Here is a 25,827-nt window from a genome sequence, read left to right as displayed (position 1 = left end):
CCTGACCCTGCTGAGCAACGCGACCATCGGAGGCCTCACGAGCGTAGCCGTTCCCGTCTCCCTCGACTCGGCCGGTCACTCAAAGGGCGAGATCGCCGTGTTCTTTCTCGTCAACGCGGCCGCCGCCATCGTCTACAACACCCTGCTCGTCCCTACAGTTCGCCATCACGGGTACCCGCGCAGCGCATTGGTCCTGACCTGCGCAGCCGTCCCGGTCGCCCTCCTTGCACTCCGCGCGACCGCAGGTACATTCGTGCTCGTCATGCTGAGCGGCGTTCTCCTGCTCCTCGTCAGCACGATCGTCCCGCAGATCTTCGGCCGCGTCGCCGCGCAGCTGAGTGACGACGAACAGGTCGCCGCGGTCACGCGTCTTCGGCTGATGACGGTCGGCGGATACATCCTCGGCCTCGTCATCTACTCGGCCGTGTCCGCGCTCGGGCTCGATCCTCTCTTGATCGCCTCCGTGTTCGGCGGCATCACGATGATCGGTGCGACCTGCAGACCATTCGCTGGACGCGCGTTCCCGCGCGAGCACGATGGCGGAGAAGTCGGAACGCCTCGAGCGAGAAGCGGAGCGTTCTTCACTGCGCTTGTCCTCGTGGCGCTTCTCAAGTCGGCCGACACCCTTCGGGGGATCTATCTGCCGCTGTTCGCTGTCTCGTCCGGGCTCCGCCCTGCCGAGGTGCCTCCTTTGTTCCTGATATCGGCTCTACTGGAGTTGGCCGCGCTGCCTCTGCTCGGTCGGCTCAGCGCGGCCCGCGGCAGCGCCGTCACCCTCGTCGTGATCGCCCTCTTCGGGGTCGGATCGTTCTCGCTCCTGCTCCTCGCGACCACCTATCCGGTGCTGCTGCTGGCCCAGGTGCTCTACGCCGTAGTGGGCGTCGGCTTTCAGAGCACCGGCCTGGTCCTGCTCGGTCGAACGAGCAGGGGCGGAGTCGGCGCGGGCGCCAGCGCATACACGGCCGTGACGCAGGTCGGGACCGTCCTCGGAGCAGTGCTGCCGCTGATGGTCGAGGGCTACTCGTCCGGGATCTTCGTCATCGCGACCGTCCTGGTGGCGCTGGCCGGGATGCTGGCCGTCGCGCTGCGGGCGGTCGGCGGACGCTGGTGACGGCATCCGATCGCGCCAGCACACCGGCGACTCTTGCGCACCGGATGCTGACTTTCTCGCGAAGCGCTGAATCAGACCGATGCACGCGTCTCAGCCGTAGTTGCGCACCCCCGCCCGGCCCTTCCGCGCTCATGACACCATCGGATGATGACCGAGACGCCGCCCGCCCCCGCCTCGACACCGGTGAAGAAGCGCCTCACGGCCGCCCGTCTCGCCCTGATCGCCGGCCTCGTCCTCGCCGTCGCCGGCCTGGCCGCGCTCGCACTCGTGCCTCTGCAGTACGCGAACATCGACCGTCAGGGCTTCGACTACGTCTGCAGCGTCAGCCTCGGCGGTGTCCCGCCCGAAGCGGGAGAGCTCGTCCGCGGCTTCTGGTCGTGGTGGCCGCTCGGCGCAGCCTGTGAATGGAAGCTCCTCAACGGCACGACGGTCGTCGACCTCCCCGACTGGTCGACGACCGCCGTCGCGATCGTGGGCGCCGTCCTGCTCGTCGTCGGAGCGGCGCTCGCGATCGCGTCGCCGTTCCTCCGCCGCCGGAGCGCTCCGGCCGGGACCGCCTAGCGGTCGAAGAGGTTCCCGAGGTCGCCGAGACCCGGCAGCTGGAAGTCCGAGCCGAACTCGGACACCTGCTCCCCCAGCCCGGACACGTGCTCGCCCGCGCCGGAGACGAACTCGCCCGCGCCGCCCGTGATGTCGCCGAAGTCACCCAGGTCCCCGAATCCGCCGGCCAGGTTCTCGAAGTCCACGCCGAGACCGGACGCCTGCGCGAGCAGAGGACCGGCGACGCTGCTGATCACGGCACCGCCTGCGACCGCCGCGAGCAGTCCGCCCGCCGCGCCGAGCCCGATGCCCGCCGCCGCTCCGACGCCCGCGCCCGCGAGCGTACCGCGCGTCCCCGGCTTCGAGAACATCTTCCTGAGGAATCCCGGGTTGTTCGCCTCTCCCCGCGTCGCCGCACGCGCCAGGTCGTCGGGGGCGGAGGACCGCGGCTGCTCGTTCGCGGGCAGCTCGTCGCGGAGCCGGGCCTCGACCTGGGTGCGCTGCGCCGGCGTCAGCTTCGCGAACGCGTCGCGGTGGACCTGCTCGAGCTGCTCCGGGTCGGCGGTGCGGAGGAGGTAGTCGTAGCGCGCGATCGCCGCGCGGTCCTCCTGCGTGACCACAGGCTGCTGCCCGGGCCGGGCGTCCTGGGGTCGCGCGGAGGGGCGCTGCGGCGAGCCGTACTGCTGGGGCGGCTGAGCCTGCCCGCTCCGCGAGTCGCCCGTCACCTTGTCGGCGGCGGTGCGCACCAGGTCGCGCCAATCGGTCGTCCCGCTCGAGGACGACCCCGAGCCGCTCTTCGAATCGAGCGCCTTCGACGCCATGCCGAGAACGCGCTTGAACATGCTCACAGAGAACCTTCCGTCGAGTACCAGCCTCGATCATGTCGAGTCAGCCTGAACGAAGGCCCGCGGGACGCCCTCAGAAGGCCGTGAGCGGTCGGGCGGTGGGCGTCGCTCCAATATGTCCTCTCCGGCCTCGCCTGATCGAGGAGCTCGCGCACGCACCGCGGGCGGAGGACGGCCCGCCACATCCAGCCGAGGAAGGGGGTCTCGAATTCCGACAGCGACCGCCTGCGGACGGCCGCCATGCGACCGGCTATCGCGAGCAGCGCGCTGAATCCCGCGAGTCGGCTTTTCGCGAACGCGTTCCGCTGAACGGAGAGGCTCAGGACGAGGACGGCCGAGAACCCGCGAAGGAGCTCCTCGGTCGTGCGTCCCTGCCGCCGAGGAGTCCCCACCCGGGCAGGACCATCGAGGGCTCGGACCGTCGTCGCCTCGACGAGCAGAGCTCGGAGTGCTGGGCGGGGGGGGCAGACCCTGGCGTCAGACGGAGCGACGGCGGCGGTCGTCCGATGGACTGATCCCGATTGCGGATCCTGGTGCCCCTGGAGGGACTCGAACCCCCAACCTGCTCCTTAGGACGGAGTCGCTCTTCCATTGAGCTACAGAGGCTGGCCGAGCCAGTGTACCCGCCGGGCCCCGCCGCCCGCGAAGCGCCGACCGGCCCCCACCACAGCGCTCGCGAAGCGCGCCTCGGCCCTCCCCGCGCCGACCGAGCGGCACCCGCCTCTTGACACAGCCTCGCGGAGCCTCCATGGTTAGTTACAACACCAACCAACCACCCAACCCAGCACCGAAGGAGCCCGCGTGGACGACTCCCGCCCGCTCTTCCTGCAGATCGCCGAGCAGATCGAGAACGACATCATCGACGGCGCGCTGCCGGAGGAGTCGCAGGTCCCGTCGACCAACGAGTTCGCCGCGTTCCACCGCATCAATCCGGCCACCGCCGGCAAGGGCGTGAACCTGCTCGTCGACGACGGGGTGCTCTACAAGAAGAGGGGGATCGGCATGTTCGTCGCCGAGGGGGCGCGCGACCGGCTGGTCGAGAAGCGCCGCACGCAGTTCCGCGACCAGTTCGTCGCTCCGCTGCTCGCCGAGGCCGCCAAGCTCGGCCTCAGCACCGAGCAGCTCGCCGACATGATCACAGAAGGGGGATCGCGATGAGCGCGGTCATCGAGGTCCACGACCTCACCAAGCACTACGGACGCATGCGCGCCGTCGACGGCATCGGCTTCGCGCTGGAGGAGAACCGCATCCACGGCCTCCTCGGCCGCAACGGCGCGGGCAAGACGACGCTGATGTCGCTGCTCACCGGCCAGGAGTTCGCCAGCTCGGGCGAGATCCGCGTCTTCGGGCAGTCGCCGGTGGAGAACGCCGCCGTCCTCTCCCGCACCTGCTTCATCAAGGAGAGCCAGAAGTACCCGGACGACTTCAAGGTGAAGCACGTCCTGCGCAGCGCCCCCTGGTTCTTCGACGGCTGGGACGAGGCGTTCGCCCGCGAGCTCGTCGAGGACTTCCGCCTCCCGGTCGACCGCAAGATCAAGAAGCTCTCCCGCGGACAGCTCTCGGCGATCGGAGTGATCGTCGGCCTGGCCTCCCGCGCCCCGCTCACGTTCTTCGACGAGCCGTACCTGGGGCTGGACGCCGTCGCCCGGCAGCTGTTCTACGACCGCCTCCTCCAGGACTTCGCCGAGCACCCGCGCACGGTCGTCCTCTCCACCCACCTCATCGACGAGGTCAGCAGTCTGCTCGAGCACGTCCTCGTCATCGATCAGGGCCGCCTCGTCGTGGACAGCGACGCGGAGGAGCTGCGGGGTGCCGCGGCGACGGTCATCGGACCCCGGCAGGCCGTCGAGTCGTTCACCGCCGGCCGCGAGGTCATCGCCCGCTCCGCTCTCGGCAGCCGCGCCTCGGCCACGCTCCCCCGGCTCGACGACGCGGGCCGCGCCTCCGCCGCCCGCCACGGGCTCGAGCTCGAGTCCGTCCCCCTCCAGCAGCTCGTCGTCCAGCTCACCACCGGGAAGGCCTCGGAATGACCGCCCTCACCGGCGCCCCCGCGCGCCACGACACCGCCGCCGGCCGCCTCGGCAGCATCGTCCGCCTGCACTTCGCGAACCCCGCCACCATCCTCTACACGCCGCTGATCATCACGGCCGTCATCCTGGCGGGCAACCTGGTCGTCTGGTGGCTGATCCTCCGCGGGCTCGACTCCGGCGAGCGCCTCGAGGCGCAGGAGGGGATGACCTACTCCGGCGCGTCCTTCTTCCTCTTCGTCTACATGATGGTCGTGGCCGTCCAGTCGGTGAACGTCACCTTCGGCCTCGCCCTCGGCTACGGCGCCACCCGCCGCGACTTCTCCCTCGGCACGGCCCTCACCTTCGTCGCCCTCTCGGTCTTCTACACCGGCGTCTTCGTGGTCCTCGGGATCGTGGAGCGGGCTACCGACGGCTGGGGCTTCGGCGGCAGCTTCTTCCGCTCGATCTACTTCGGCGGGGACTCCGTGGGCGAGCAGGCCGTCGCGGTGCTCTGCGCCCTGCTCTTCTTCTTCTTCATCGGAGCGGCGACGGCGGCGGTCTACGTGCGCTGGCGCCAGCGCGGGATGCTGCTCTTCTTCGGGATCCTCGGCGCCCTCCTGCTGGCCGTGATCACCCTCCTCACCCTCACCGAGAACTGGCCCGCCGTCGGCTCCTTCTTCGGCAGCGTCGGATACGCGGGCGGCTACGCCCTCTCGCTCATCCCGACCGCGATCGCCGGAGTCGCGGGCTGGGCGATCCTCCGCCGCGCCACCCCGCGCAGCAGCTGACACCACCGCCACCGATCCGAGAGGACCGACCATGACCGCCCCCGCCCGCCGCTCCGCCTCCCCGCGGAGGATCCTCTCCGTCCTGAGGCTCCACCTCGCCCACCCCGGGACGGTCCTCGGCTGGCCGCTGCTCGTCCTGCTCGCCGTCCTCGCCGGCAACCTCGTGATCTGGTGGCTCGTCCTCCGCGGGATCGGGGCCGAGCGGGGCGGCGGCGACTCGGGCATCCTGCTCGTGGTGCCGGGGATGCTGATCGTCGTCTTCCTCTTCATCGGCTCCATCCAGGCCACGACCGCCACCTTCGGGCTGGCGCTGAGCTACGGAGCGACCCGGCGCGACCACGTCCTCGGCAGCGCCCTCGCCTTCGCGGCACTGTCCGTGCTCTGGTCCGCGATCGTCGTGGCCCTCGGGGCGATCGAGGAGGCGACCAGGGGCTGGTGGCTGGGCGGCGCGCTCTTCCTCGCCTCTCCCCTCGACGGCCCGTGGCTCGAGCGCTTCGTCGTCCTGCTCTGCTCGCTCCTCGCCGCCTTCGCCCTCGGCGGAGCAGCGGGCGCGGTCTTCCTCCGCTGGCGGGAGCGCGGAGTGACGGCCTTCCTCCTCGTCCTCGGAGCGGCGGCACTCGCGGTGGTCGTCGTCGTCGCTCTCGCCGGCGGCCGGCCGGTCGTGGTGGACGTCCTCGAGAGCGCGGGCACCGCCGGAGCCGCCGCTCTGCTCCTCGTCCCCGCCGCGCTCCTGACGGCGGTCGGCTCGCTGGTCCTCCGCCGGGCGACGCCGCGCGCCTGACCCCCTCCGGAGCCGGGCCTGCAAGGCCCTTCCGCCCCGGGCGTCCGGATGCCAGCGTGGGCACATGGCCGACTCCCCCGCTCCGTCCCTCCTGCCCGTCCCCGAGCACAGCTGGATCGCCCGACCCGCCGACGCCGAGCTGACGCAGGACACTCTCGACACCGTCGACGCCTGGTGGCGCGCCGCGAACTACCTCGCGGTCGGGCAGATCTACCTGCTCGCGAACCCGCTCCTGAAGACCCCGCTGAGCCGGGAGGACATCAAGCCCCGCCTGCTCGGCCACTGGGGCACCACCCCCGGCCTCAACCTGATCTACGCGCACCTGAACCGCGCGATCCGCGAGCGCCGCCAGCCGACCCTCTACATCACCGGTCCCGGCCACGGCGGACCGGGCGTGGTCGCCAACGCCTACCTCGACGGCACCTACAGCGAGATCTACTCCCACATCGACGAGTCGGAGGAGGGGCTGCGCCGCCTCTTCCGCCAGTTCAGCTTCCCCGGGGGCATCCCCAGCCACGCCGCCCCCGAGACTCCGGGCAGCATCCACGAGGGCGGAGAGCTCGGGTACGCGCTGAGCCACGCGTACGGAGCGGCCTTCGACAACCCGGACCTCCTGGTCGCGGCGGTCGTCGGCGACGGCGAGGCTGAAACCGGCCCGCTCGCCACCAGCTGGCACTCCAACAAGTTCGTGAACCCGCTCACCGACGGCGTCGTCCTGCCGATCCTGCACCTCAACGGCTGGAAGATCGCGAACCCGACCGTCCTCGCCCGCATCCCGCAGGAGGAGCTCGACAGCCTCCTCCGCGGGTACGGCCACGAGCCGTTCCTCGTCGAGGGCGGCTTCGACGGCGAGGACCCGATGCGCGTGCACGAGCGGTTCGCCGACGTCCTGGACACGGTGCTCGACCGCATCGCGGCGATCAAGGAGCGCGCCGCCGCCGGCGACCTCTCACGCCCGGCCTGGCCGATGATCGTGCTGAAGACCCCGAAGGGCTGGACCTGCCCGACCGAGATCGACGGCGTCCAGGTGGAGGGCACCTACCGCTCGCACCAGGTCCCGCTGCCCAACGCCCGCGACACCGAGGCGCACACCCGCCTCCTCGAGGACTGGCTCCGCTCCTACCGGCCCGAGGAGCTCTTCACCGAGGAGGGCGGCGTGGTCGACCGCGTCCGCTCGCTGGCCCCCGAGGGCGAGCTGCGGATGAGCGCGACCCCGCACGCGAACGGCGGGCTGCTGCGGCAGACTCTCGACCTGCCCGACTTCCGCCGCTACGAGGTCGTCGTGGAGCAGCCGGGTGGCACCGTCGCGGAGGCGACGAAGGTGCTCGGCGAATGGCTCGCCGACGTCATCCGCGCCAACCCGACCAACTTCCGCCTCTTCGGGCCGGACGAGGTCGCGAGCAACCGGCTGCAGTCCGTCTACGCCGCCACCGACAAGCAGTGGGACGCCGAGCTCAGCCCCCTCGACGACCACCTGGCTCGCGCCGGGCGGGTCATGGAGGTGCTCTCGGAGCACCAGTGCCAGGGCTGGCTGGAGGGCTACCTGCTCACCGGCCGCCACGGGCTCTTCACCTGCTATGAGGCGTTCATCCACATCATCGACTCGATGTTCAACCAGCACGCGAAGTGGCTGGACGGCACCCGCGACATCGAGTGGCGCCGCCCGATCGCGAGCCTCAACTACCTGCTCTCGAGCCACGTCTGGCGCCAGGACCACAACGGCTTCAGCCACCAGGACCCGGGCTTCATCGACCACGTCGTCAACAAGAAGCCCGAGGTCGTGCGCGTCTACCTGCCCTTCGACGCGAACACGCTCCTCTCGACCTACGACCACTGCCTCCGGAGCGTCGACTACGTCAACGTGGTCGTCGCCGGGAAGCAGCCCTCGCCCCAGTGGCTCACGATGGCGGAGGCGGTCGCCCACTGCACGCGCGGACTCGGCATCCTGGAGTGGGCGAGCAGCGAGCGGCAGGGCGAGTCCCCGGACGTCGTGCTCGCCTGCGCGGGCGACGTGCCGACCCTCGAGACCCTCGCGGCGGTGAGCATCCTCCGCGAGACGCTGCCGGACCTCGCGATCCGCACGGTCAACGTGGTCGATCTGATGCGCCTGATGTCGGAGTCGGAGCACCCGCACGGCCTCTCCGACCGCGAGTTCGATGCGGTCTTCACCCCCGACCGCCCGATCGTGTTCGCGTACCACGGCTATCCGTGGCTCATCCACCGACTGACCTACAAGCGGACCGGCCACGGCAACCTGCACGTGCGCGGGTACAAGGAGAACGGCACCACCACCACTCCGTTCGACATGGTGATGCTCAACGACCTCGACCGCTACTCGCTGGTGATCGACGTCATCGACCGGACCCCCGGCCTCGGCGCCCGCGCCGCCGGTCTCCGCCAGGAGATGCAGGACGCCCGCATCCGCGCCCGCGCCTACACCCGCGAGCACGGCGAGGACATCCCCGAGGTCGCGAACTGGACCTGGGCCGGCGAGCGCTCCGGCAACGCCAGCCAGAGCACCGGCAACGACAACGAATAGCGCCGGGTCGCGCACCACGCCCTCCACTGACGGGTCGCGGTCGTGTCGCTGGCAAGGCGGAGGAGGAAGCGATACCGGCGGTATCGCGCCCGACGACAACGCCGCCAGCGGCGCGACCGCGGCCCGTCAGGCGGCGGGAGCCAGGTAGTCGTCCCAGTCGGGCTGCATCCGCTCCGCGCCGCGCACGAGCCAGGAGCCGGCGCGCGGCATCCGGGGGACGGTGCGCAGACGCCATCCCATCTCGTGCGGGGTGCGGTCGCTCTTGACGTTGTTGCAGCGCTGGCAGCAGGCGACGAGGTTCTCCCACGTGTCCCGGCCCCCGCGCGACTTGGGCTGGATGTGGTCGATCGTCGCCGCGTGCTGACCGCAGTAGCCGCAGCGGTGGTTGTCCCGGCGGAGCACGCCCCGGCGCGACACCGGCACGCTCCGGCCGCTCGGGATGCGCACGTAGCGTGTCAGCACGATCACCGAGGGCCGCACGTGGTCACCGTGCGCGCTGTGCACCGGATTGCCCTCGTCCGCGGCGATCACGGTCGCCTTCTCCGTCATCAGCAGGACCAGGGCCCGCTTGAAAGACACCACCGCGAGCGGCTCGTAGCCGGCGTTGAGAACCAGAGTGCGCATCAGTGACCTCCGTGCTGTCGCACGCCGTCGCGCGAAGGCGCCGCGACCACGAGCAAGGGCGCCGTCGTGATGACGGCGCCCTGCGAGGCCGCGGCGGAGTACCGCGCGATGACGTGGAGTCGTATCCGCGTGTCGGAGGAGTGCACCGCCGCGGTGAGGACCCGCGCGCGTATCGAATCGGCCGGCCGCACGCGCGAGCGCAGCCCCACGCTGTGGCGCCCGCTCCGCTCGGCCATCCCGGCACTCCGTCCCTCGACGAATCGATCCGCTCGCCACGCGAGCGGACTGGGGTTCAGGTTAACCCTTCACGCCCGGAACACCAGGGGTCGGTCCGGATTCGTCACGCGGCGTTCACACGGCGGGACGACGAGAGCCCGCCCCCTCCAGGAGGGGACGGGGTCTCGAGCGGATCGACCGGATCAGCCGTTGATTCGCACGATCCGGTAGTCGGAGGTCCACAGCGGCTGCACGCGGACGCTCGCACCCTCGTAGGGTGCGTGCAGGATGTTGCCGTTGCCGGCGTAGAAGCCGTCGTGGCCGTCCATGATGACGAGGTCGCCGGGCTGCGCGTCGGCGAGCGAGACGGGGGTGCCCATGGCGCCCTGGCCCGCGGCCGAGTGCGGCATCGAGATGCCGTACTGCGCGAAGACGTACATCACGAAGCCGGAGCAGTCGAAGCCGCTCGGGTCGGCTCCGCCGAAGACGTAGGGCACGCCCTGGTACTGCATCGCCGTGTCGAACACCGCCGAGAGGCTGTAGCTGGTGGTCGGGGCGGCGGCCGCGATCTCGCTGGCCGAGGCGCCGGCGTAGGAGTTGAACTCCTCGGCGGTCTCGGCGCGCGCCTCCGCGACGTCGCTCGTGTCGACAACGGGCTCGGCGACCACGACGGGCTCGGGCTCCGGTGCGGGCGGCGGGGGCGCTGCCTCGGCCGAGAAGCCGTCTCGGGCGATCGCGGCCTGCACCACTCCGCCGTCGACGGCGACGGTCTGCGCGGAGCCCTGGCGGAGGAGGTCGGCTCGCGATGCCGCGAACAGGCCGTCGTCCTGGCTGCCCGGAGTGAAGGCGTAGGCGGGGAGCGCCATGGTCGCGACCAGCGCGCCGGCGAAGCCGACCATCGCGACCTTGCCGACGACACGGCCCCGGCGCTTGCGCGGGGTCCCGGCCGGCGACGGCACGAAGTCGGTGATGTCCGCGCGGCGGGCAGGAGCTGCGGGAACGGCGCGACGGGAGACGGGTGCGTCCCCGTGGATCCGGGCGCGGATGACCGGGGGCCGGTTCTCGAAGTTCGCGTCGCCGGAGCGGTCGGGGTGGTTGGAGCGGAACCGGTCGGGTGAGCCGGCGTCCTCGTTCGGGGTGAGGGGGTTCTGGGGCAAGGGGGAGATCCTCCGACGTCCCCTCAGCCCAGGCAGCTGTCCCGTCTCATGCACGAAGCATCGGTGTGCACAGGATCCGAGACGGGTGTGGGGGCGTCGGATCCCGCGCCCTGAGACCGAGGCTCGGCCGCAGGGCTCCACAGAGCGTAAGCGACCGTTACCGATTTGTCACCTTCTCGGCGGGAAGAGACCGCTCTCCCGTTCGCCTCCGGTCACCGGATGCGGTAAGGGACCGTACGGGCCACTCCCAGGGAGGCGGGGGTCAGACGACGAGGAAGATGTGCGCCGCGACCTCGTTGGGCAGCTCGATGCCCGCCTCGGCTCCGTCGATGCGCGCGAGCACGTAGCCGTTGAGGGCCGAGAACTCGCCCTCGGCACCGGGCACGACCCCGGCCTGCTTGAGCTGGAGGAGGAGCTCCGGATCGACCTGCGCCGGCTCGCCGAGGCGACGGACGACGCCGCGGCGGGGCTCGCTCGACCCGGCGACGAAGCGCGGCAGGCTGATGACGCCGTCGGCGAAGCGGGAGGCGGGGGTGTCGCCGAGCTCGTCCAGGCCCGGGATCGGGTTGCCGTAGGGCGACTCCGTCGGGTGGTCGAGCATCTCGAGAAGGCGGCGCTCGACCTGCTCGCTCATCACGTGCTCCCAGCGGCAGGCCTCCTCGTGCACGAACTCCCAGTCGAGCTTGATGACGTCGTGGAGGAGCCGCTCGGCGAGGCGGTGCTTGCGCATGACGTGGATCGCCTTGCGGCGGCCGTCGGAGGTGAGCTCGAGGTGGCGGTCGCCCGAGACGACGACGAGGCCGTCGCGCTCCATGCGACCGACGGTCTGCGACACGGTCGGCCCGGAGTGGCTGAGCCGCTCCGAGATGCGCGCGCGCAGCGGGATGATGTTCTCCTCCTCGAGCTCGAGGATGGTGCGCAGGTACATCTCGGTGGTGTCGATCAGATCCGTCATCTCAGCCTTCCCGTCTCGGCGCGCTCCACCCTAGTGGTCGCCACGACGCAGCATCGGCGCTGCGGCGCGACGCAGGCCTCCGTCGCTCGGAGGAGGGGTGCGGGCCGGGAACCCTAGTATTAACGCATGCCGGACCTCACCATTCCTCGCGAGCTGCTCCCCCACGACGGACGGTTCGGCTGCGGCCCGTCCAAGGTGCGGCACGACCAGCTCGCCCACCTCGCGACACAGGGCGCGCACCTCCTCGGGACCTCGCACCGCCAGGCGCCCGTCAAGGACCTCGTCGGGCGCGTGCGGGAGCACCTCGCCACGCTGTTCCGCATCCCCGAGGGCTACGAGGTCCTGCTGGGCAACGGCGGCTCGACCGCCTTCTGGGACGCCGCGGCCTTCTCCCTCATCGAGCGCCGCGCCGAGAACCTCACGTTCGGCGAGTTCGGCCAGAAGTTCGCGGCCGCCGCCTCCGCGCCGTTCCTCGAGCCGGCCCACGTCGTCTCCGCCCCCGCGGGGTCCCGGAGCGAGGTCGAGATCGTCGAGGGGATCGACGTGTACGCGTGGCCCCACAACGAGACGAGCACCGGAGTGATGGCCTCCGTCCGCCGGGTCCGCGGCGACGAGGGCGCGCTCACCGTCATCGACGCCACCAGCGCGGCGGGCGGCATCGACGTCGACATCGCCGAGGCCGACGTCTACTACTTCGCCCCGCAGAAGAACTTCGCCTCCGACGGCGGACTCTGGTTCGGCCTCTTCTCCCCCGCCGCGATCGAGCGGATCGAGCGCATCGCGGCGAGCGGCCGCTACATCCCCGAGTTCCTCAGCCTCAAGAATGCCGTCGACAACTCGCGCCTGAACCAGACGCTGAACACTCCGGCGCTCTCGACCCTCCTGCTGATGGAGTCGCAGCTCGAGTGGATGAACGCCTCGGGCGGCCTGGCCTGGGCGTCGGCGCGCACGGCCGAGTCCTCCTCCGCGATCTACGACTGGGCCGAGGCCTCGAGCCTCGCCACCCCGTTCGTCGAGGTGCCCGAGCACCGCTCCCAGGTCGTCGCGACCGTCGACTTCGACGCCTCCGTCGATGCCGCTCTCGTCGCGAAGATCCTCCGCGCGAACGGGATCGTCGACACGGAGCCGTACCGCAAGCTCGGCCGCAACCAGCTGCGCGTGGCGACGTTCGTCGCGATCGAGCCGGACGACGTCCGCTCGCTGCTCGGCTGCATCGACCACGTCCTCGAGCGCCTGGCGGTCTGAGGCACGCCATGCGGCTTTGGCTGCGCGAGGAGGAGCGGCGGCCCGCGCCGCCGCCCTACGCGAGCGACGACGCGACGGCTCTGCTGGTCGGGTGCGTCGTCTGGGCGGTCGCGCTCGTGGCCGTGCTCGTGGCGACGGCCGTCGGAGCCGTCATCGAGCCGGTCGTCCTGTCGACCGTCGTGATCGGACTGGTCCTCGGCACGATCGGGCTGTTCTACAGCCGCAACCGACGCTAGACCGCGTCGGTCTCCATCCGGAGTCCGGTGCCGTCGGCCTCGGGCTCGAGACGGACGCGCAGGCCGGTGAACTCGCCGAGGCGCTCGACGTGGGTGCCGCCGCACGCGATCGCGGCGTCCCCCGCGGGGAGGGTGCAGCGCCATGTCCGCCGCGTGCTGAGGAGGTCGTCATCGCGCTCGATGAACACTTCCGCGTCCGAGGCGATCCACTCGGCGAGGAGGGCGTTCACCCGCTCCTGCACCTCGAGGATCTCCGCCAGCAGGCGGGCGGTGTCCATCCCGCTGCGTCGGAGGGACTTGCCGAGGCGGTAGACGTCGGTGGAGCCGGACTCGCGGATCCGCGAGGTCTGGATCGCCGCCTGGTCGAAGTCCGGGTTGCCCAGGGCGTCGGTGCGCGCCGGCTTCGACCAGAACGAGGCCAGAGCGGCGTTGAGGGCGAGGGAGGCGAGGTGGCAGGCGGTGTGCCCGCGGGAGAACTCGTGCCGGTGGTCCGCGTCGACCTCGACGTCGACCTCGTCGTCCACGTGGAGTGAGGAGGCGTCGTCGACGATGTGGACGACGACGAAGCTCCACTCCGGAGTGCCGAGCCGCGCCGGGAGCCGCTCGCCGACGTGCAGCTCGCCGCCCTGCCACGCCCCGATGCGGCAGTCGATGAGGGGATGCCGCTCCCCCGCCACGGCCAGCGCGCCGCGGTCGGGCCCCTGGTCGGGCCAGGTCGGGTCGACGGGGTGAGCGGAGGTCGCATCGAGGACGACCGCCCAGCGGCCGTCCTCCAGCCGGCCCACGTGCTGCACGCGCCCGGAGGAGCGCACGGCGCCGCCGGGATAGGCGATGCGGGTATCGGAGTCGATGCTCATCGGGCGGCGCCGGACCGGATCAGCGGCGACGGCGACGGCGACGGGTGGTCGGGGCGGGAGCGGGTTCGGGCTCGACGTCGTCGGAGTCCTCGTCGTCGGAGTCGTCGTCCGGGTCGTCGTCGTCGGAGTCGTCCGAGTCCTCGTCGTCCGAGTCGTCGCCGTCGGAATCGTCGTCCGAGTCGTCGTCGTCGTCGACCGGATCGTCGTCGTCGCCCGCGTCCTCGTCCTCGTCGGAGTCGTCGTCCGAGTCGTCGTCGAGGTCGTCTTCCTCGGCGTCCTCGAGCTCGTCGTCGTCCGCGTCCTCGACCTCCTCGCCGAGCGCGTCCTGCGCGGTCTGGTAGTCGGCGAGACGCACGGACCACGGCACCCAGTCCGGAGCGAGGACCGCGCCCTCGCCCGGCAGCAGCTCGACCTCCAGGACGTTCACGTCCTCGGTCTCGTCGATCCGGGACAGCGTCGCCGTCCACAGCCAACCCGGGTAGCCGCGCATGAGGTTCGCGAACTGCAGCGACACGACGTGCTCGCCCTGCGCCAGAGTCGTGACCAGCTCGCCGATCGTCCCCTCGGGGGCGATCTCGGCGAGCGCGGCGCGAGCGACATCGAGAGACCCCGCGAGCACGGCGTCCGCCTCGTAGACGGGCTCGGGAGCCTCGTCCGCGGCGGCCTCGTCCGCCTCCCCCGGGGAAGCGTCGTCGTCGGCTGACGTCGCGTCCGCCGCCGGTGCGCCATCGGCGTCGGAAGGTTCGTCCATGACGAGGGCGGAATCCTCAGCAGAAGTCGCATCCTCAGCAGGAGCCGCATCCTCAGCAGAAGCCGCATCCTCAGCAGAAGCCGCATCCTCAGCAGAAGCCGCATCCTCAGCAGGAGCCGCATCCTCAGCAGGAGCCGCATCCTCAGCAGGAGCCGCATCCTCAGCAGGAGCCGCATCCTCAGCAGGAGCCGCATCCTCAGCAGGAGCCGCATCCTCAGCAGGAGCCGGCACTGCAGCAGAAGCAGTGCCCGAGCCGGAGACTCCCGCCTCCGCGGCGACGTCGTCGGCCGGAGGAGTCTCCTCCGCAGAGGCGGAGTCCTCGCCAGAAGCCTCGGTCACCGGGAGGGCCGCGTCGCTCTCACCCTCGCCGGAGGGAGCCTCGTCGACAGGAGCCGCCTGGTCAGCGTCGGTCTCCTCGTCGGCTCCGCGCGCGTCCTCAGCGGAGGAGTCAGAATCGGCGGGAGTCGCGTCGGGCTCGGCGCCGGAGACGCCCTCTCCCGAGGACTGCTCCACGCGAGCGTCCTCCGTGGTCGGAGCGGCGACGGTCTCCTCGACCGGGCCCTGCTCGTCGGTCGTGCCGTCGGCGTCAGGCATCCAGCTCGTCCGCAACCCGGCGCAGGAGCGCCGCGATCGTGCGCCCGTGCGCCTTGTCGGGGTAGCGGCCGCGCTTGAGCCCGGCGCCGATCCCGTCGAGCAGCTTGACCGTGTCCTCCACGATCACGGACATGTCGTCCGCGGACTTCCGGTTGAGCTTCACCAGGCTCGGCGGAGCGTCGAGGACGCGCGCCGAGAGCGCCTGCGCCCCGCGCTTGCCGTCGGCGATGCCGAACTCGAGGCGGGTGCCGGCCTTGACCGCGGTCCCGGAGGGCAGCGCGGAAGCGTGCAGGAAGACCTCCTGGCCGTCATCAGTGCTGATGAAGCCGAAGCCCTTCTCCTCGTCGTAGAACTTGACCTTGCCGGTAGGCATGCAGACCCCTCCTGGAAATGAAGCAGCCATCAGTTTAGTCGACCGGGGCCGCTCTATCCTTGACGGGTGAAGCCACAGGAGCCGGCGGGCGTCGGACGCGCGGAGCGCACGCTCGCCTACATGTTCATCGCGATCATCGTCGTGACGGTCCTCGCGTTCCTCGCGATCCTGGTCGCCCCCGCGCTCGGGATCCGCGAGTACGCCGGCCCGTTCTGGCAGTTCGTCTTCGCCGTGCCGCTGGTGGGCCTGCCCATCGCGTTCCTCATGATGATCACGATGCTCATCGTGGGGGTCCGGCGCCGCCGCGCGCAGTCCTGATCGGACGCGGTCTCCTCCTGCCGCACCGCCTTTCGTCAGGCGTTCCCCGCCGCCGAGCCGGCACCGAGCGCCTGGACAACCGACTCCCAGACTCCGTGCAGCCGACGGCCAGATACTGTCCTGCATGGACGGACCCCGCATTCTCATCGTCGACGACGAGCCCAACATCAGAGACCTGCTCACCACAAGCCTCCGCTTCGCCGGCTTCGCCGTGCGTGCGGTCGGCAACGGGGCCCAGGCCATCTCGGCAGTCCTCGAGGAGGAGCCGGACCTGATCATCCTCGACGTGATGCTCCCCGACATGAACGGGTTCGGCGTGACCAAGCGCCTCCGCTCGGCCGGGTACACCTCCCCCATCCTCTTCCTCACGGCGAAGGACGACACCGAGGACAAGATCACGGGCCTCACCGTCGGCGGTGACGACTACGTCACGAAGCCGTTCAGCCTCGACGAGATCGTCGCGCGCATCAAGGCGATCCTCCGCCGCACCATGCACGCCGAGGAGGACGCGGTCATCCGGGCCGGCGAGCTGACGATGGACCAGGACACGCACGAGGTCCTCGTCGGCGACGAGCCGGTGGAGCTCAGCCCCACCGAGTTCAAGCTGCTCCGCTACCTGATGCTCAACCCGAACCGGGTGCTCAGCAAGGCGCAGATCCTCGACCACGTCTGGGAGTACGACTTCAACGGCGATGCGGGCATCGTCGAGTCCTACATCTCGTACCTGCGACGTAAGCTCGACACGCATTCGGAGGAATCGCTCATCCAGACCAAGCGAGGATTCGGATACATGCTGAAGGTCGCGAAGGCCTAGCCTCCGCCACCTCGGCGCCACCTCCCGCCGGAGGCGCGGCGCCCGCCGATCCCGAGGGAGTTCCACCGCCATGCACCAGGGTCTGGCCGAGCGGTGGAACTCCATCTCGTTGCGCACCAAGATCACCGCGGTCACGGTCCTCCTGCTCACGCTGGGACTCCTCGTCTCCGGGATCGGGACGATGACGATGCTGAAGCCGCAGCTCGTCGCCCAGCTCGACGCGCAGCTGGCCGACCAGGTCCAGCGGACGGCGAGCGACCTCTCCGTCAACGACCTCGCCGCGATCGACGAGTCCAAGGCCGACTTCGGCGCCGTCTACGACCAGTACGGCACGCTCGACAACACGAACGCGTCCGGCGCGGCCGACCCCGCCTTCCCGCAGACCTTCACCCTCGAGCAGGCGCTGCAGGGCGGCGACAAGCCGATGGAGATCTGGAGCTCCAACGGCAAGGTCGAGTACCACGTCATGTCGACGGTGTTCACGAGGGGCACCGAGTACCAGACGCTCCTGCTCGCGGTGTCGACCCGCAGCGTCGACGTCATCATGACGACGTACCTCACGATCTTCCTCGGCTTCGGAGTCGCGATCGTCGTGATCGGCGCACTCCTCACCCGCCTGCTGGTCACCACCACCTTCGCCCCGCTGCGCGAGGTCGAGCAGACCGCCGCCGCCATCGCCGACGGCGACTTCAGCCAGCGCCTGGACGGGACGACACCCAACACCGAGGTCGGACGCCTCAACCGCTCCCTGAACGCGATGCTCGGGCGGATCGACTCCGCCTTCCGCGACCGCGCCCGCACGATCGACCAGATGCGCCGCTTCGTCGGCGACGCCAGCCACGAGCTGCGCACCCCGCTGGTCTCCGTCCGCGGCTACGCCGAGCTGTACCGGATGGGCGCTCTGCAGACGCCCGAGGCCGTCGGCCAGGCGATGGAGCGCATCGAGAAGGAGGCGATCCGGATGGGCGGCCTGGTCGAGGACCTCCTCGAGCTCGCCCGCCTCGACGAGACGAAGCCTCTCGCACTCGCGCCCGTCGATCTGATGCCGCTCGCCCGCGACGCCGCGATGGACGCGATGGCCTCCTGGCCCGACCGCGACTTCGGCGTCGAGACCCGCGACGACACCCCCGTGGAGACGCCCGCGCTCGAGCCCGACGAGGCCGGCGCCTCCGCCACTCAGACCATGGAGCTGACGAACCCCGGGCTCACCGGCCCGATCGCCGCGGCAGGAGCGAGGCTCGCCCGATTCCGCCGGCGTCCGCGCCGGGTCAACGCCGAGGAGATCGCCGCCGGCACCGCCACCGCCCCCGAGGAGCCGGGCGTGCCCGCGATGGTGATGGCGGAGGAGAACAAGATCCGCCAGGTCCTGACGAACCTGATCGGCAACGCCGTCCGCTACACGCCCGAGGACACTCCGATCGAGATCGGCGTCGCCGTCGACCGCTCCCGCCGCCTCGCCCTGCTGGAGGTCATCGACCACGGCGAGGGCATCCCGCCGCAGATCCGCGAGAAGATCTTCCAGCGCTTCTGGCGCGCGGACACGTCGCGGACCCGCGAGACCGGCGGCAGCGGCCTCGGACTGGCGATCGTGTCCTCGATCGTCGCCGCGCACAAGGGCCGCGTGGACGTCGTCGAGACGCCGGGCGGAGGCGCGACCTTCCGCGTCGCGCTGCCGCTGCTCACGGTCGGCCAGAACGGCGAGACCTCCCCCGCCTCGGTCTGATCCGCACCGCCGCCCGTCTCCCATCGGGGGGCTCTTCGGCCCGAGCTCTCCCGTCGACGTCCGCGAGCGGCACAGATCGATCCGCTCGAGCGACCGTGACCTCGCCGACCAGGCCCGCACGGCCGCGCACGGCTCACTCTCTCCTCTTGGGGACCAACGGGCGGCGAGCCCGCCCAGACCGCTGGAGATGAGACCCGACGCTCGACGGATGCCGCGTCACCGGATCCTGCGGCATCGCCGTCCGCATCCGTTCGGCCGAAGACATCTCCGCCCTGACCCCGGACGTCGCGACCCGCACCGGCGCACTCCACGCGCTTCTGGTGCCGGTGTCCGCTGAGGAGACCGAGGCGGCGCGGAGGGCGGTGCCACCGCAGGAGGACCGCCGTTGTGGTCGCGGGGCCGGTCCACGACCGCCTGCCGGCGGGGTCCCCCGCTGCTCGCTCAGATGCCTCCGGAAACGCCGAAGGCGGCTCCCCCGGAGGGAAACCGCCTTCTGCGTGGTGGGGGGACGGACTAGAAGTCCATGCCTCCGGTGGGGTCGCCGCCCGCGGCGACCGGGTTCTTCTCGGGCTTGTCGGCGACGACGGCCTCCGTGGTGAGGAAGAGACCGGCGATCGACGCCGCGTTCTGCAGAGCGGAGCGCGTGACCTTGACCGGGTCGATGATGCCCGCGGCGATGAGGTCGACGTACTCGCCGGTCGCGGCGTTGAGGCCGTGTCCGGTGGGCAGCTCGCGGACCTTCGCAGCGACGACGCCGGGCTCCATGCCCGCGTTGAGGGCGATCTGCTTGAGCGGGGCGTCGATGGCGACCTTGACGATGTTCGCGCCGGTCGCCTCGTCTCCGACGAGCTCGAGCTTCTCGAAGGCGAGCTTGCCGGCCTGGATGAGGGCGACGCCACCACCGGCGACGATGCCCTCCTCGACGGCGGCCTTCGCGTTGCGGACGGCGTCCTCGATGCGGTGCTTGCGCTCCTTGAGCTCGACCTCGGTCGCCGCTCCGGCCTTGATGACCGCGACGCCGCCGGCGAGCTTCGCGAGGCGCTCCTGGAGCTTCTCGCGGTCGTAGTCGCTGTCGGTGTTCTCGATCTCGCCGCGGATCTGGGCGACGCGGCCGGCGATGGCCTCGGCGTCGCCGGCACCCTCGACGATCGTGGTCTCGTCCTTGGTGATGACGACCTTGCGGGCCGAGCCGAGCAGGTCGAGGGTGACGTTCTCGAGCTTGAGGCCGACCTCCTCGGAGATGACCTGGCCGCCGGTGAGGATCGCGATGTCCTGGAGCTGCGCCTTGCGACGGTCGCCGAAGCCGGGGGCCTTGACGGCGACCGACTTGAAGATGCCGCGGATCTTGTTGACGACCAGGGTCGCCAGCGCCTCGCCGTCGACGTCCTCGGCGATGATCAGCAGCTGCTTGCCCGCCTGGATCACCTTGTCGACGACCGGGAGCAGGTCCTTGATGTTCGAGACCTTGGAGTTGACGATGAGGATGTAGGGGTCCTCGAACACCGCCTCCTGGCGGTCGGGGTCGGTCACGAAGTACTGCGACAGGTAGCCCTTGTCGAAGCGCATGCCCTCGGTGAGCTCGAGCTCGGTGCCGAAGGTGTTCGACTCCTCGACGGTGACGACTCCCTCCTTGCCGACCTTGTCGATCGCCTCGGCGATGATCGCGCCGATCTCGGGGTCCGCGGCGGAGATGGAGGCGGTCGCCGCGATCTCCTCCTTGGTCTCGATCGCCTTCGCGCCGGCGATGAGCTCGGCGGTGACGGCCTTGACGGCCTTCTCGATGCCCTTCTTGAGGCTGATCGGGTCGGCGCCGGCCGCGACGTTGCGCAGGCCCTCGCGGACTAGCGCCTGAGCGAGGACGGTCGCGGTGGTGGTTCCGTCGCCGGCGACGTCGTCGGTCTTCTTGGCGACCTCCTTGACGAGCTCGGCGCCGATCTTCTCGTACGGCTCGTCGAGCTCGATCTCCTTGGCGATGGAGACGCCGTCGTTCGTGATGGTGGGAGCGCCCCACTTCTTCTCGAGGACGACGTTGCGGCCGCGCGGGCCGAGGGTCACCTTGACCGCGTCGGCCAGAGTGTTGAGTCCACGCTCGAGGCCGCGGCGGGCTTCTTCGTCAAAAGCAATGATCTTGGCCATGTGTGTTTCTCGTCCCTCCCGGACGTCGTGAAATGTCTGTGCTGGCACTCGACCGGAGCGAGTGCCAAGGTCGATTCTGGCACTCGCGGTGGACGAGTGCAAGCGACCGGCACGCGCTCCGACACGAAGGAGCCGCCGCCCGCACGAGGCGGACGACGGCTCCCGGGAGGCTCGGTGGTCAGGCCGGGCGGACCGATTCGGCCTGGGGGCCCTTCGACCCCGTGCCGACCTCGAACGCGACCTGCTGCCCCTCCTCGAGGACCTTGTACCCCGACATGTCGATCGCGGAGTAGTGGACGAAGACGTCCTGTCCGCCGCCGTCGACCGTGATGAAGCCGTAGCCCTTCTCAGCGTTGAACCACTTGACGGTTCCGTTCGCCATCTCTGTACTCCCCAGTGCTGTGATGCCCGCGGCACGAGCGATGTGCTGGTGCCTGGTCAGGAATACTAATCCGGCTATCGGCCCCGGGAGGGGCTGGAAAGGGCCTCGCGGGGAAGAGTTGCCCGGGATTCAACACGGAGGAAACGTGCCCGTAACAGAGGGCCCCGATCAGCCCTGCTCGGAGGCGTAATCGGCCCCCAGGACCACGACGACGGAGCCCGTCTCGACGAAGTCCTGCGATAGCAGGACGGTCCCCGTTCCGAGCGAGTCGACGAGACCGAGGGCCGCTCCCTCGAGCGCTGGGTCGGTGTAGTAGACGGTCGTGGCGGCGATGTCCTCGGTGTTCGCGTTCGCGACGGTCGGGACGCTCCATCCGGCCGTCGTCAGGGCGTCGCCGGCGCTGGCGGCGAGTCCGACGGTGGCGGTGCCGTTGAGGACGGCGACGGCGAGATCGGGATCGAGCGTCGCGGCTGCGGTCGGGGTCGCCTCCGCGGTCGCGGTCGGCGGAGTGAAGACATCCGTGAACTGCACCCGGTCGTCGATGACCAGCAGCCCGATGAAGCCGAGCAGGACGATGACTCCGGTGGCGAGGGCGGCCCAGGCGAGGGCGACGGCGCGGGCGTGAGGGGCCGGCGGCCGGCGGTGGGCGCCGACGCGCGCCTCCGTCGCCGGGACCTCGTCGAAGCGGTCTCTCGGGTGCGTGTTCGACATCGGGGGTACGGCCGGCCTTCCGTTGGTGGACTCGAGCAGCTCGTCTACTCGAGGCGCCCGAGGCGTCGCGAGGCGCGGGCGCCGGCGCGCTGGTCGCGGATGCGCTGCAGCCGCGTGACGAGCATCGGGTCGTGCGCGAGGGCGGCCGGAGAGGCGAGCACCGCGCTGAGCACCTGATAGTAGCGGGCGGCCGACAGTCCGAACTGGGAGCGGATCGCGTCGTCCTTGTCCCCGGAGCGGGCCGTCCACTCGCGCTCGAAGGCGAGCACCCGCAACTCGCGCTCGGACAGACCGGTGCCCGGTCTCGGGTCCGTCGTCCTGCTCATCCGTCCAGGGTAGGCAGGCCCACGGCCGCCGCCGGGGAGGCGCTCCGAACACCTCGTGACCGTGTCGCGGCATGGAGGCGGGGAGTCTCCTCCACAGCCCGCGGAGGCGGAATGGAGCCGTCGCCCCGGGGGTTGGACCAGGTGGAGGGGCGCGACCGCCCCCGTACACTGACGAGGATTCCGAGGGAGACCCATGTCGTCGTATTCCGTGAACAAGTCCGACGCCGAGTGGCGCGAGGAGCTCGACCGCGACCAGTACGCGGTCCTGCGCGAAGCGGCCACCGAGCGCCCGTGGACCGGCGAGCTGCTCGACGAGCACCGCTCCGGCCTCTACACCTGTGCCGCCTGCAGCGCCGAGCTCTTCAAGAGCGGCACCAAGTTCGACTCCGGCTGCGGCTGGCCGAGCTTCTACGAGTCCGTGAACCCGGACGCGGTCCAGCTGATCGAGGACAGCACCCTCGGCATGGTCCGCACCGAGGTCCGCTGCGCGAACTGCGGATCTCACCTGGGACACGTCTTCCCCGACGGCTTCGGCACGCCCACCGGCGACCGCTACTGCATGAACTCGATCGCCCTGAACTTCCAGGCCGAGGGCGAGTGACCGTGTCCTCCTCCCCCGTGCTCGAGGCCGTCCTCGCGCGCCGATCGCGCTCGAAGGTGACGCCGGAGGCTCCGGGGCACGACGAGATCGCGGCGTTCGTCTCGGCGGCGTCGCGTCTCGCCGATCACAGCTCGCTGCGCCCGTGGCGGGTCATCGAGATCCGCGGCGCCGCCCGCGACCGGGTCGGCCGCAGCTTCGCGGTCGCCTCGGGGGCGAAGAAGGACCCGCGGAAGTACATCGAGAAGACGCACCGCGCCTCCCTGCTGCTGGCCGTCGTGGTCAGCGTCAAGAAGTCGAGGGTGCCGGCCTGGGAGCAGGAGGCCGTCGCCTCGGGTGTCGCCCACCTCCTGAGCCTGCTGCTCGACGAGGCGGGCTGGGGTGTCTTCTGGCGCACCGGCTCCTACACGCGCGACAAGGCCGTGCGGAAGGCGCATCGCCTCGAGAAGGGCGAGGAGCTGCTCGGCTGGCTCTACGTCGGCCGTCCCGACGGGAAGATCGGCGGCCCCAAGCGTCCCGCTCCCGCCGAGCGGCACCTCAGCATCCTCGAACCGTGAGACGCGGCGGGCCCCGATCCGGGCGGATCCGGGGCCCGCGATAGGGTGGCCGGGCGCGCGAGCGCACCTGCCGACGTGGCGCAATTGGTAGCGCACCCGACTTGTAATCGGGCGGTTACGGGTTCAAGTCCCGTCGTCGGCTCAGGAGAGAAGAAGGCCCCGACCGCTGTATGCGGTCGGGGCCTTCTGCATGCGCGGGGCTCGTGCGCGTCCGGGGCTCAGCCCGCGGCGGCCGGAGTCGGCTCGGAGGAGGCCGGAGCCTCGGTGGAGACCGGGGCGTCGCCGGGAGCCGGGGTCTCGGTCGACGCGGGGGCCTCGGTCGAGGCGGGCGTGTCGCTCGGCGCCGGAGTCTCGGAGGAGGTGGGCGCGGGAGTCGCCGACGAGTAGGAGTCGGCGGCGGCCGAGAGCACGAAGGAGCTGAAGGCGTCCGGGTCGGTCAGCGAGCCCGAGTACGCCTCGCCGTTGACCAGGACGGTCGGGGTGCCTGTGACCGCGGGCACGTCCGTGCCGGGCAGCGGACCCGAGGTGGCGCGCTCGGTCGCGGCGCGGACCCAGCTCACGAAGCTCTGGTCGTCGATGCAGGTGTTCACGGCCGCCGTGTCCTCGACGCCGGCCTGCGAGGCGTAGTCCTTCAACTGATCGTCCGAGAGTCCGTCGGTCCCCTCCGCCGGCTGGTTGGCGAACAGCAGGGAGTTGAAGTCGAAGAACGAGTCGGGCGAGCGGTCCGCGACGCACGCGGCGGCGTTGGCCGAGCGCTCCGAGTACTTGGTGCCGTTGGAGCGGGTCGTGAGGATGGCGATCGGGTGGATCTCGACCGTCGCGGCACCGCTGGTCACCCACTCCTTGATCTGGTCGCCGTTGGTCTTCTCGAACTGGCCGCAGTAGGGGCAGAGGTAGTCGAGGTAGACCCGGATGTCGACCGTGCCGGCCGAGGTGTCGAGCGCGCTGGGGGTGGGCGTCCCGTCGGCGGCGACGGCGCCGCTCGTCTGCGCGACCATGTTCTCGCCGATGACGACACCGTCGCTCGCCATGTTCGCCGGGCCCGGACCCGCGGGGCGGATGCTCGAGGTGACGGCGAAGACCACGATCACGACGACCGCGATCACGACGGCGGCGAGCCCGCCCTGCAGGGCGAAGCGGCTCACGCGGTCGCGGCGCTTCTGCTGCTCGCGCAGGCGGCGCGCCTTCTCTCGGGCGGCCTCTCGTCGCTGGTTCTTCGAGAGACGGTCGTTGGCTCCGCCGGTGGTCATGACAAGAACGCTCCGAATGAGAGAGGGGGAAGAAGGGGGTCGCCGGGCGCGACTCGCCGGAATCCTACGCGCGAGCCCTGGGAAACCTCCAAACGACGGATACGCGGTGCCCGACCGACGACTGTCGGCCCCGTGGCATACTGTGACGGTTGGTCGGAGTCGCCCACGCGATGATGACCATCACTTCCATTCACTCGGATCGTCCGGCACGTACCTGCCGGTGAAGGAGCAAGAACAATGGCGTCCGTAACTTTCGACCACGCGTCCCGCGTCTACCCCGGGGCCACTCGCGCCTCCGTCGACAAGCTCAACCTCGAGGTGGGCGACGGCGAGTTCCTCGTCCTCGTCGGCCCCTCCGGCTGCGGCAAGTCCACCTCCCTGCGCATGCTCGCCGGCCTCGAAGAGGTCAACGAGGGCCGGATCCTCATCGGTGACCGCAACGTCACGGACGTTCCGCCGAAGGACCGCGACATCGCGATGGTCTTCCAGAACTACGCGCTGTACCCGCACATGTCGGTCGCCGAGAACATGGGCTTCGCGCTCAAGATCGCCGGCGTCAACAAGGACGAGCGCGCCGCGCGGGTCCTCGAGGCCGCGAAGATGCTCGACCTCGAGCCCTACCTGAACCGCAAGCCGAAGGCGCTCTCCGGTGGCCAGCGCCAGCGCGTCGCGATGGGCCGCGCCATCGTCCGCAAGCCCCAGGTCTTCCTCATGGACGAGCCGCTGTCGAACCTCGACGCCAAGCTCCGCGTGTCCACCCGCACCCAGATCGGCACGCTGCAGCGCCGCCTGGGCATCACCACGGTCTACGTCACCCACGACCAGACCGAGGCGCTCACCATGGGCGACCGCATCGCGGTCCTCAAGGACGGCCTCCTCCAGCAGGTCGGCTCGCCCCGCGACCTGTACGAGAACCCGAACAACGTCTTCGTGGCCGGCTTCATCGGCTCGCCCGCGATGAACCTGTTCCACGCGGACGTCACCGACGGCGGCGTCAAGTTCGGCGACACCGTCCTCCCGATCGCCCGCGAGGCGCTCGCGAAGACGAGCCAGAAGGTCGTCACGCTCGGCGTGCGCCCCGAGGACGTCACCGTCTCGACCCAGCCCGGCGGACTGCCGATCGAGGTCGACCTCATCGAGGAGCTCGGCTCGGACGGCTACCTCTACGGCCACACCGAGGTCGAGGGCCGCCGCACCGACATCGTCGCGCGCGTCGACGGCCGCGTGCACCCCACCGCGGGCGACCGCGTGTACGTGACCGCGAACCACCGCGTGCACGTCTTCGACGCGGAGTCGGGCGAGCGCCTCTCCTGAGCATCCTCCTGCACCGCACGCTGCCGCCGTCCCCCCCAGGGCGGCGGCAGCGTCGTCTGCGGCTCCCCCACCGTCCG

27 protein-coding genes and 2 tRNA genes are annotated in these 25,827 nt (G+C 70.7%); 16 read left to right on the top strand and 13 right to left on the bottom strand.

Annotated elements, in window-relative coordinates:
- Positions 1-97 precede the first annotated feature (97 nt).
- The gene (locus C5D09_RS00375; RefSeq protein ID WP_104226470.1) at positions 98-1,111 is read left to right on the top strand and encodes a hypothetical protein; all 1,014 of its coding nucleotides are present in this window, start codon (positions 98-100) and stop codon (positions 1,109-1,111) included.
- Positions 1,112-1,258: 147 nt separating this feature from the next.
- Positions 1,259-1,672 (top strand): hypothetical protein, encoded by a 414-nt coding sequence (locus C5D09_RS17315; RefSeq protein WP_104339898.1) that lies wholly within the window; start codon positions 1,259-1,261, stop codon positions 1,670-1,672.
- Here the strand turns inward: C5D09_RS17315 and C5D09_RS00365 are convergent.
- Together C5D09_RS00365 and C5D09_RS00355 are read right to left on the bottom strand one after the other, a co-directional pair.
- Positions 1,669-2,493 carry a hypothetical protein gene (locus C5D09_RS00365; protein WP_258066863.1) on the bottom strand — a complete coding sequence of 275 codons (825 nt, stop codon included), beginning with the start codon at positions 2,491-2,493 and terminating at the stop codon, positions 1,669-1,671. The genes C5D09_RS17315 and C5D09_RS00365 overlap by 4 nt on opposite strands.
- 534 nt (positions 2,494-3,027) lie before the next feature.
- Positions 3,028-3,102, bottom strand: a tRNA-Arg gene (locus C5D09_RS00355).
- Positions 3,103-3,297: 195 nt separating this feature from the next.
- Between C5D09_RS00355 and C5D09_RS00350 the strand changes: the two genes are divergently transcribed.
- From C5D09_RS00350 to C5D09_RS00330, 5 genes are all read left to right on the top strand, one after another.
- Entirely contained in the window at positions 3,298-3,654 is a 357-nt protein-coding gene (locus C5D09_RS00350; RefSeq protein ID WP_104224613.1) for a GntR family transcriptional regulator, read from the top strand.
- Positions 3,651-4,526 (top strand): ABC transporter ATP-binding protein, encoded by an 876-nt coding sequence (locus C5D09_RS00345; protein ID WP_104224612.1) that lies wholly within the window; start codon positions 3,651-3,653, stop codon positions 4,524-4,526. Before C5D09_RS00350 ends, C5D09_RS00345 begins: the two co-directional genes overlap by 4 nt.
- Complete coding sequence (locus tag C5D09_RS00340) at positions 4,523-5,293, top strand: ABC transporter permease (protein WP_104233881.1); 771 nt, start codon at positions 4,523-4,525, stop codon at positions 5,291-5,293. The genes C5D09_RS00345 and C5D09_RS00340 overlap by 4 nt, the downstream gene beginning before the upstream one ends.
- A 31-nt stretch (positions 5,294-5,324) precedes the next feature.
- Complete coding sequence (locus tag C5D09_RS00335) at positions 5,325-6,074, top strand: hypothetical protein (RefSeq protein WP_104268369.1); 750 nt, start codon at positions 5,325-5,327, stop codon at positions 6,072-6,074.
- Positions 6,075-6,138: 64 nt separating this feature from the next.
- Positions 6,139-8,613: a phosphoketolase gene (locus C5D09_RS00330; protein ID WP_104268368.1), complete on the top strand. Its 2,475-nt coding sequence runs from the start codon at positions 6,139-6,141 to the stop codon at positions 8,611-8,613.
- A 126-nt stretch (positions 8,614-8,739) separates the two neighbouring features.
- Here C5D09_RS00330 and C5D09_RS00325 read toward each other — a convergent pair whose 3' ends face one another.
- The 3 genes from C5D09_RS00325 to C5D09_RS00310 all read right to left on the bottom strand — a co-directional run bounded on the left by C5D09_RS00325 (position 8,740) and on the right by C5D09_RS00310 (position 11,565).
- Positions 8,740-9,237, bottom strand: a complete 498-nt coding sequence (locus tag C5D09_RS00325) for an HNH endonuclease (RefSeq protein WP_104268367.1) — start codon at positions 9,235-9,237, stop codon at positions 8,740-8,742.
- Between the two features lie 419 nt (positions 9,238-9,656).
- Positions 9,657-10,610 (bottom strand): C40 family peptidase, encoded by a 954-nt coding sequence (locus C5D09_RS17670; protein WP_258066862.1) that lies wholly within the window; start codon positions 10,608-10,610, stop codon positions 9,657-9,659.
- 262 nt (positions 10,611-10,872) lie between these two features.
- Positions 10,873-11,565, bottom strand: a complete 693-nt coding sequence (locus C5D09_RS00310) for a metal-dependent transcriptional regulator (protein ID WP_104224606.1) — start codon at positions 11,563-11,565, stop codon at positions 10,873-10,875.
- A gap of 126 nt (positions 11,566-11,691) precedes the next feature.
- Here C5D09_RS00310 and serC point away from each other — a divergent pair, with 126 nt between their 5' ends.
- Together serC and C5D09_RS00300 are read left to right on the top strand one after the other, a co-directional pair.
- Positions 11,692-12,810, top strand: a complete 1,119-nt coding sequence (gene serC / locus C5D09_RS00305; protein WP_104268365.1) for a phosphoserine transaminase — start codon at positions 11,692-11,694, stop codon at positions 12,808-12,810.
- An 8-nt stretch (positions 12,811-12,818) separates the two neighbouring features.
- Positions 12,819-13,046 (top strand): DUF2530 domain-containing protein, encoded by a 228-nt coding sequence (locus C5D09_RS00300; protein ID WP_104224604.1) that lies wholly within the window; start codon positions 12,819-12,821, stop codon positions 13,044-13,046.
- On the opposite strand, the gene C5D09_RS00295 is transcribed toward C5D09_RS00300, so the two are convergent.
- The 3 genes from C5D09_RS00295 to C5D09_RS00285 are packed head-to-tail and all read right to left on the bottom strand — an operon-like array spanning position 13,043 to position 15,621.
- On the bottom strand, positions 13,043-13,903 hold the full coding sequence (locus tag C5D09_RS00295) for a metal-dependent hydrolase (RefSeq protein ID WP_104268364.1): 861 nt from the start codon (positions 13,901-13,903) through the stop codon (positions 13,043-13,045). The two genes, C5D09_RS00300 and C5D09_RS00295, sit on opposite strands and share 4 nt — an antisense overlap.
- Positions 13,904-13,922: 19 nt before the next feature.
- Positions 13,923-15,248, bottom strand: a complete 1,326-nt coding sequence (locus tag C5D09_RS00290; RefSeq protein WP_104268363.1) for a DUF3027 domain-containing protein — start codon at positions 15,246-15,248, stop codon at positions 13,923-13,925.
- Complete coding sequence (locus C5D09_RS00285) at positions 15,241-15,621, bottom strand: cold-shock protein (protein WP_104224602.1); 381 nt, start codon at positions 15,619-15,621, stop codon at positions 15,241-15,243. Before C5D09_RS00285 ends, C5D09_RS00290 begins: the two co-directional genes overlap by 8 nt.
- Before the next feature lie 66 nt (positions 15,622-15,687).
- Between C5D09_RS00285 and C5D09_RS00280 the strand changes: the two genes are divergently transcribed.
- The 3 genes from C5D09_RS00280 to C5D09_RS00270 all read left to right on the top strand — a co-directional run bounded on the left by C5D09_RS00280 (position 15,688) and on the right by C5D09_RS00270 (position 18,476).
- Positions 15,688-15,939 carry a hypothetical protein gene (locus C5D09_RS00280; protein WP_258066859.1) on the top strand — a complete coding sequence of 84 codons (252 nt, stop codon included), beginning with the start codon at positions 15,688-15,690 and terminating at the stop codon, positions 15,937-15,939.
- 124 nt (positions 15,940-16,063) lie between these two features.
- On the top strand, positions 16,064-16,753 hold the full coding sequence (locus C5D09_RS00275; RefSeq protein ID WP_055787731.1) for a response regulator transcription factor: 690 nt from the start codon (positions 16,064-16,066) through the stop codon (positions 16,751-16,753).
- 70 nt (positions 16,754-16,823) lie between these two features.
- Entirely contained in the window at positions 16,824-18,476 is a 1,653-nt protein-coding gene (locus C5D09_RS00270) for a HAMP domain-containing sensor histidine kinase (RefSeq protein WP_104224601.1), read from the top strand.
- Positions 18,477-18,989: 513 nt separating this feature from the next.
- Here the strand turns inward: C5D09_RS00270 and groL are convergent.
- From groL to C5D09_RS00250, 4 genes are all read right to left on the bottom strand, one after another.
- The gene (groL, locus tag C5D09_RS00265; RefSeq protein WP_104224600.1) at positions 18,990-20,612 is read right to left on the bottom strand and encodes a chaperonin GroEL; all 1,623 of its coding nucleotides are present in this window, start codon (positions 20,610-20,612) and stop codon (positions 18,990-18,992) included.
- 178 nt (positions 20,613-20,790) lie between these two features.
- The gene (locus C5D09_RS00260) at positions 20,791-20,994 is read right to left on the bottom strand and encodes a cold-shock protein (protein WP_104224599.1); all 204 of its coding nucleotides are present in this window, start codon (positions 20,992-20,994) and stop codon (positions 20,791-20,793) included.
- Between the two features lie 168 nt (positions 20,995-21,162).
- The gene (locus C5D09_RS00255) at positions 21,163-21,705 is read right to left on the bottom strand and encodes a LytR C-terminal domain-containing protein (protein ID WP_104224598.1); all 543 of its coding nucleotides are present in this window, start codon (positions 21,703-21,705) and stop codon (positions 21,163-21,165) included.
- 44 nt (positions 21,706-21,749) lie between these two features.
- A complete protein-coding gene (locus C5D09_RS00250; protein WP_104224597.1) occupies positions 21,750-22,031 on the bottom strand; it encodes a DUF3263 domain-containing protein in 282 nt (93 codons plus the stop codon).
- 193 nt (positions 22,032-22,224) lie between these two features.
- Between C5D09_RS00250 and msrB the strand changes: the two genes are divergently transcribed.
- The 3 genes from msrB (at position 22,225) to C5D09_RS00235 (ending at position 23,328) form a co-directional block, all read left to right on the top strand.
- Entirely contained in the window at positions 22,225-22,632 is a 408-nt protein-coding gene (gene msrB / locus C5D09_RS00245) for a peptide-methionine (R)-S-oxide reductase MsrB (protein WP_104224596.1), read from the top strand.
- Positions 22,629-23,186, top strand: coding sequence for a nitroreductase family protein (locus tag C5D09_RS00240; protein ID WP_104268362.1), 558 nt, complete (start codon positions 22,629-22,631; stop codon positions 23,184-23,186). The genes msrB and C5D09_RS00240 overlap by 4 nt, the downstream gene beginning before the upstream one ends.
- 69 nt (positions 23,187-23,255) lie before the next feature.
- Positions 23,256-23,328 (top strand) — tRNA-Thr (locus C5D09_RS00235).
- Positions 23,329-23,404: 76 nt separating this feature from the next.
- Here C5D09_RS00235 and C5D09_RS00230 read toward each other — a convergent pair.
- Positions 23,405-24,436, bottom strand: coding sequence for a thioredoxin domain-containing protein (locus C5D09_RS00230; RefSeq protein ID WP_104249377.1), 1,032 nt, complete (start codon positions 24,434-24,436; stop codon positions 23,405-23,407).
- Positions 24,437-24,673: 237 nt separating this feature from the next.
- Here C5D09_RS00230 and C5D09_RS00225 point away from each other — a divergent pair, with 237 nt between their 5' ends.
- Positions 24,674-25,750: an ABC transporter ATP-binding protein gene (locus tag C5D09_RS00225; protein WP_104268361.1), complete on the top strand. Its 1,077-nt coding sequence runs from the start codon at positions 24,674-24,676 to the stop codon at positions 25,748-25,750.
- Positions 25,751-25,827: the final 77 nt, after the last annotated feature.

The sequence above is a fragment of the Rathayibacter sp. AY1C9 genome, assembly GCF_002932315.1.
GTDB lineage: Bacteria > Actinomycetota > Actinomycetes > Actinomycetales > Microbacteriaceae > Rathayibacter.
This window is presented reverse-complemented; position numbering and strand designations above follow the sequence as displayed.

What these genes read in the sequence shown, in the direction of transcription:
- C5D09_RS17315 (WP_104339898.1), top strand. Translation starts at nt 1,259, where the DNA reads ATGACCGAGACGCCGCCCGCCCCCGCCTCGACACCGGTGAAGAAGCGC.
- C5D09_RS00365 (WP_258066863.1), bottom strand. Translation starts at nt 2,493, where the DNA reads ATGTTCAAGCGCGTTCTCGGCATGGCGTCGAAGGCGCTCGATTCGAAG.
- C5D09_RS00345 (WP_104224612.1), top strand. Translation starts at nt 3,651, where the DNA reads ATGAGCGCGGTCATCGAGGTCCACGACCTCACCAAGCACTACGGACGC.
- C5D09_RS00340 (WP_104233881.1), top strand. Translation starts at nt 4,523, where the DNA reads ATGACCGCCCTCACCGGCGCCCCCGCGCGCCACGACACCGCCGCCGGC.
- C5D09_RS00335 (WP_104268369.1), top strand. Translation starts at nt 5,325, where the DNA reads ATGACCGCCCCCGCCCGCCGCTCCGCCTCCCCGCGGAGGATCCTCTCC.
- C5D09_RS00330 (WP_104268368.1), top strand. Translation starts at nt 6,139, where the DNA reads ATGGCCGACTCCCCCGCTCCGTCCCTCCTGCCCGTCCCCGAGCACAGC.
- C5D09_RS00325 (WP_104268367.1), bottom strand. Translation starts at nt 9,237, where the DNA reads ATGCGCACTCTGGTTCTCAACGCCGGCTACGAGCCGCTCGCGGTGGTG.
- C5D09_RS00310 (WP_104224606.1), bottom strand. Translation starts at nt 11,565, where the DNA reads ATGACGGATCTGATCGACACCACCGAGATGTACCTGCGCACCATCCTC.
- serC (WP_104268365.1), top strand. Translation starts at nt 11,692, where the DNA reads ATGCCGGACCTCACCATTCCTCGCGAGCTGCTCCCCCACGACGGACGG.
- C5D09_RS00300 (WP_104224604.1), top strand. Translation starts at nt 12,819, where the DNA reads ATGCGGCTTTGGCTGCGCGAGGAGGAGCGGCGGCCCGCGCCGCCGCCC.
- C5D09_RS00295 (WP_104268364.1), bottom strand. Translation starts at nt 13,903, where the DNA reads ATGAGCATCGACTCCGATACCCGCATCGCCTATCCCGGCGGCGCCGTG.
- C5D09_RS00290 (WP_104268363.1), bottom strand. Translation starts at nt 15,248, where the DNA reads ATGCCTGACGCCGACGGCACGACCGACGAGCAGGGCCCGGTCGAGGAG.
- C5D09_RS00285 (WP_104224602.1), bottom strand. Translation starts at nt 15,621, where the DNA reads ATGCCTACCGGCAAGGTCAAGTTCTACGACGAGGAGAAGGGCTTCGGC.
- C5D09_RS00275 (WP_055787731.1), top strand. Translation starts at nt 16,064, where the DNA reads ATGGACGGACCCCGCATTCTCATCGTCGACGACGAGCCCAACATCAGA.
- C5D09_RS00270 (WP_104224601.1), top strand. Translation starts at nt 16,824, where the DNA reads ATGCACCAGGGTCTGGCCGAGCGGTGGAACTCCATCTCGTTGCGCACC.
- groL (WP_104224600.1), bottom strand. Translation starts at nt 20,612, where the DNA reads ATGGCCAAGATCATTGCTTTTGACGAAGAAGCCCGCCGCGGCCTCGAG.
- C5D09_RS00260 (WP_104224599.1), bottom strand. Translation starts at nt 20,994, where the DNA reads ATGGCGAACGGAACCGTCAAGTGGTTCAACGCTGAGAAGGGCTACGGC.
- C5D09_RS00255 (WP_104224598.1), bottom strand. Translation starts at nt 21,705, where the DNA reads ATGTCGAACACGCACCCGAGAGACCGCTTCGACGAGGTCCCGGCGACG.
- C5D09_RS00250 (WP_104224597.1), bottom strand. Translation starts at nt 22,031, where the DNA reads ATGAGCAGGACGACGGACCCGAGACCGGGCACCGGTCTGTCCGAGCGC.
- msrB (WP_104224596.1), top strand. Translation starts at nt 22,225, where the DNA reads ATGTCGTCGTATTCCGTGAACAAGTCCGACGCCGAGTGGCGCGAGGAG.
- C5D09_RS00230 (WP_104249377.1), bottom strand. Translation starts at nt 24,436, where the DNA reads ATGACCACCGGCGGAGCCAACGACCGTCTCTCGAAGAACCAGCGACGA.
- C5D09_RS00225 (WP_104268361.1), top strand. Translation starts at nt 24,674, where the DNA reads ATGGCGTCCGTAACTTTCGACCACGCGTCCCGCGTCTACCCCGGGGCC.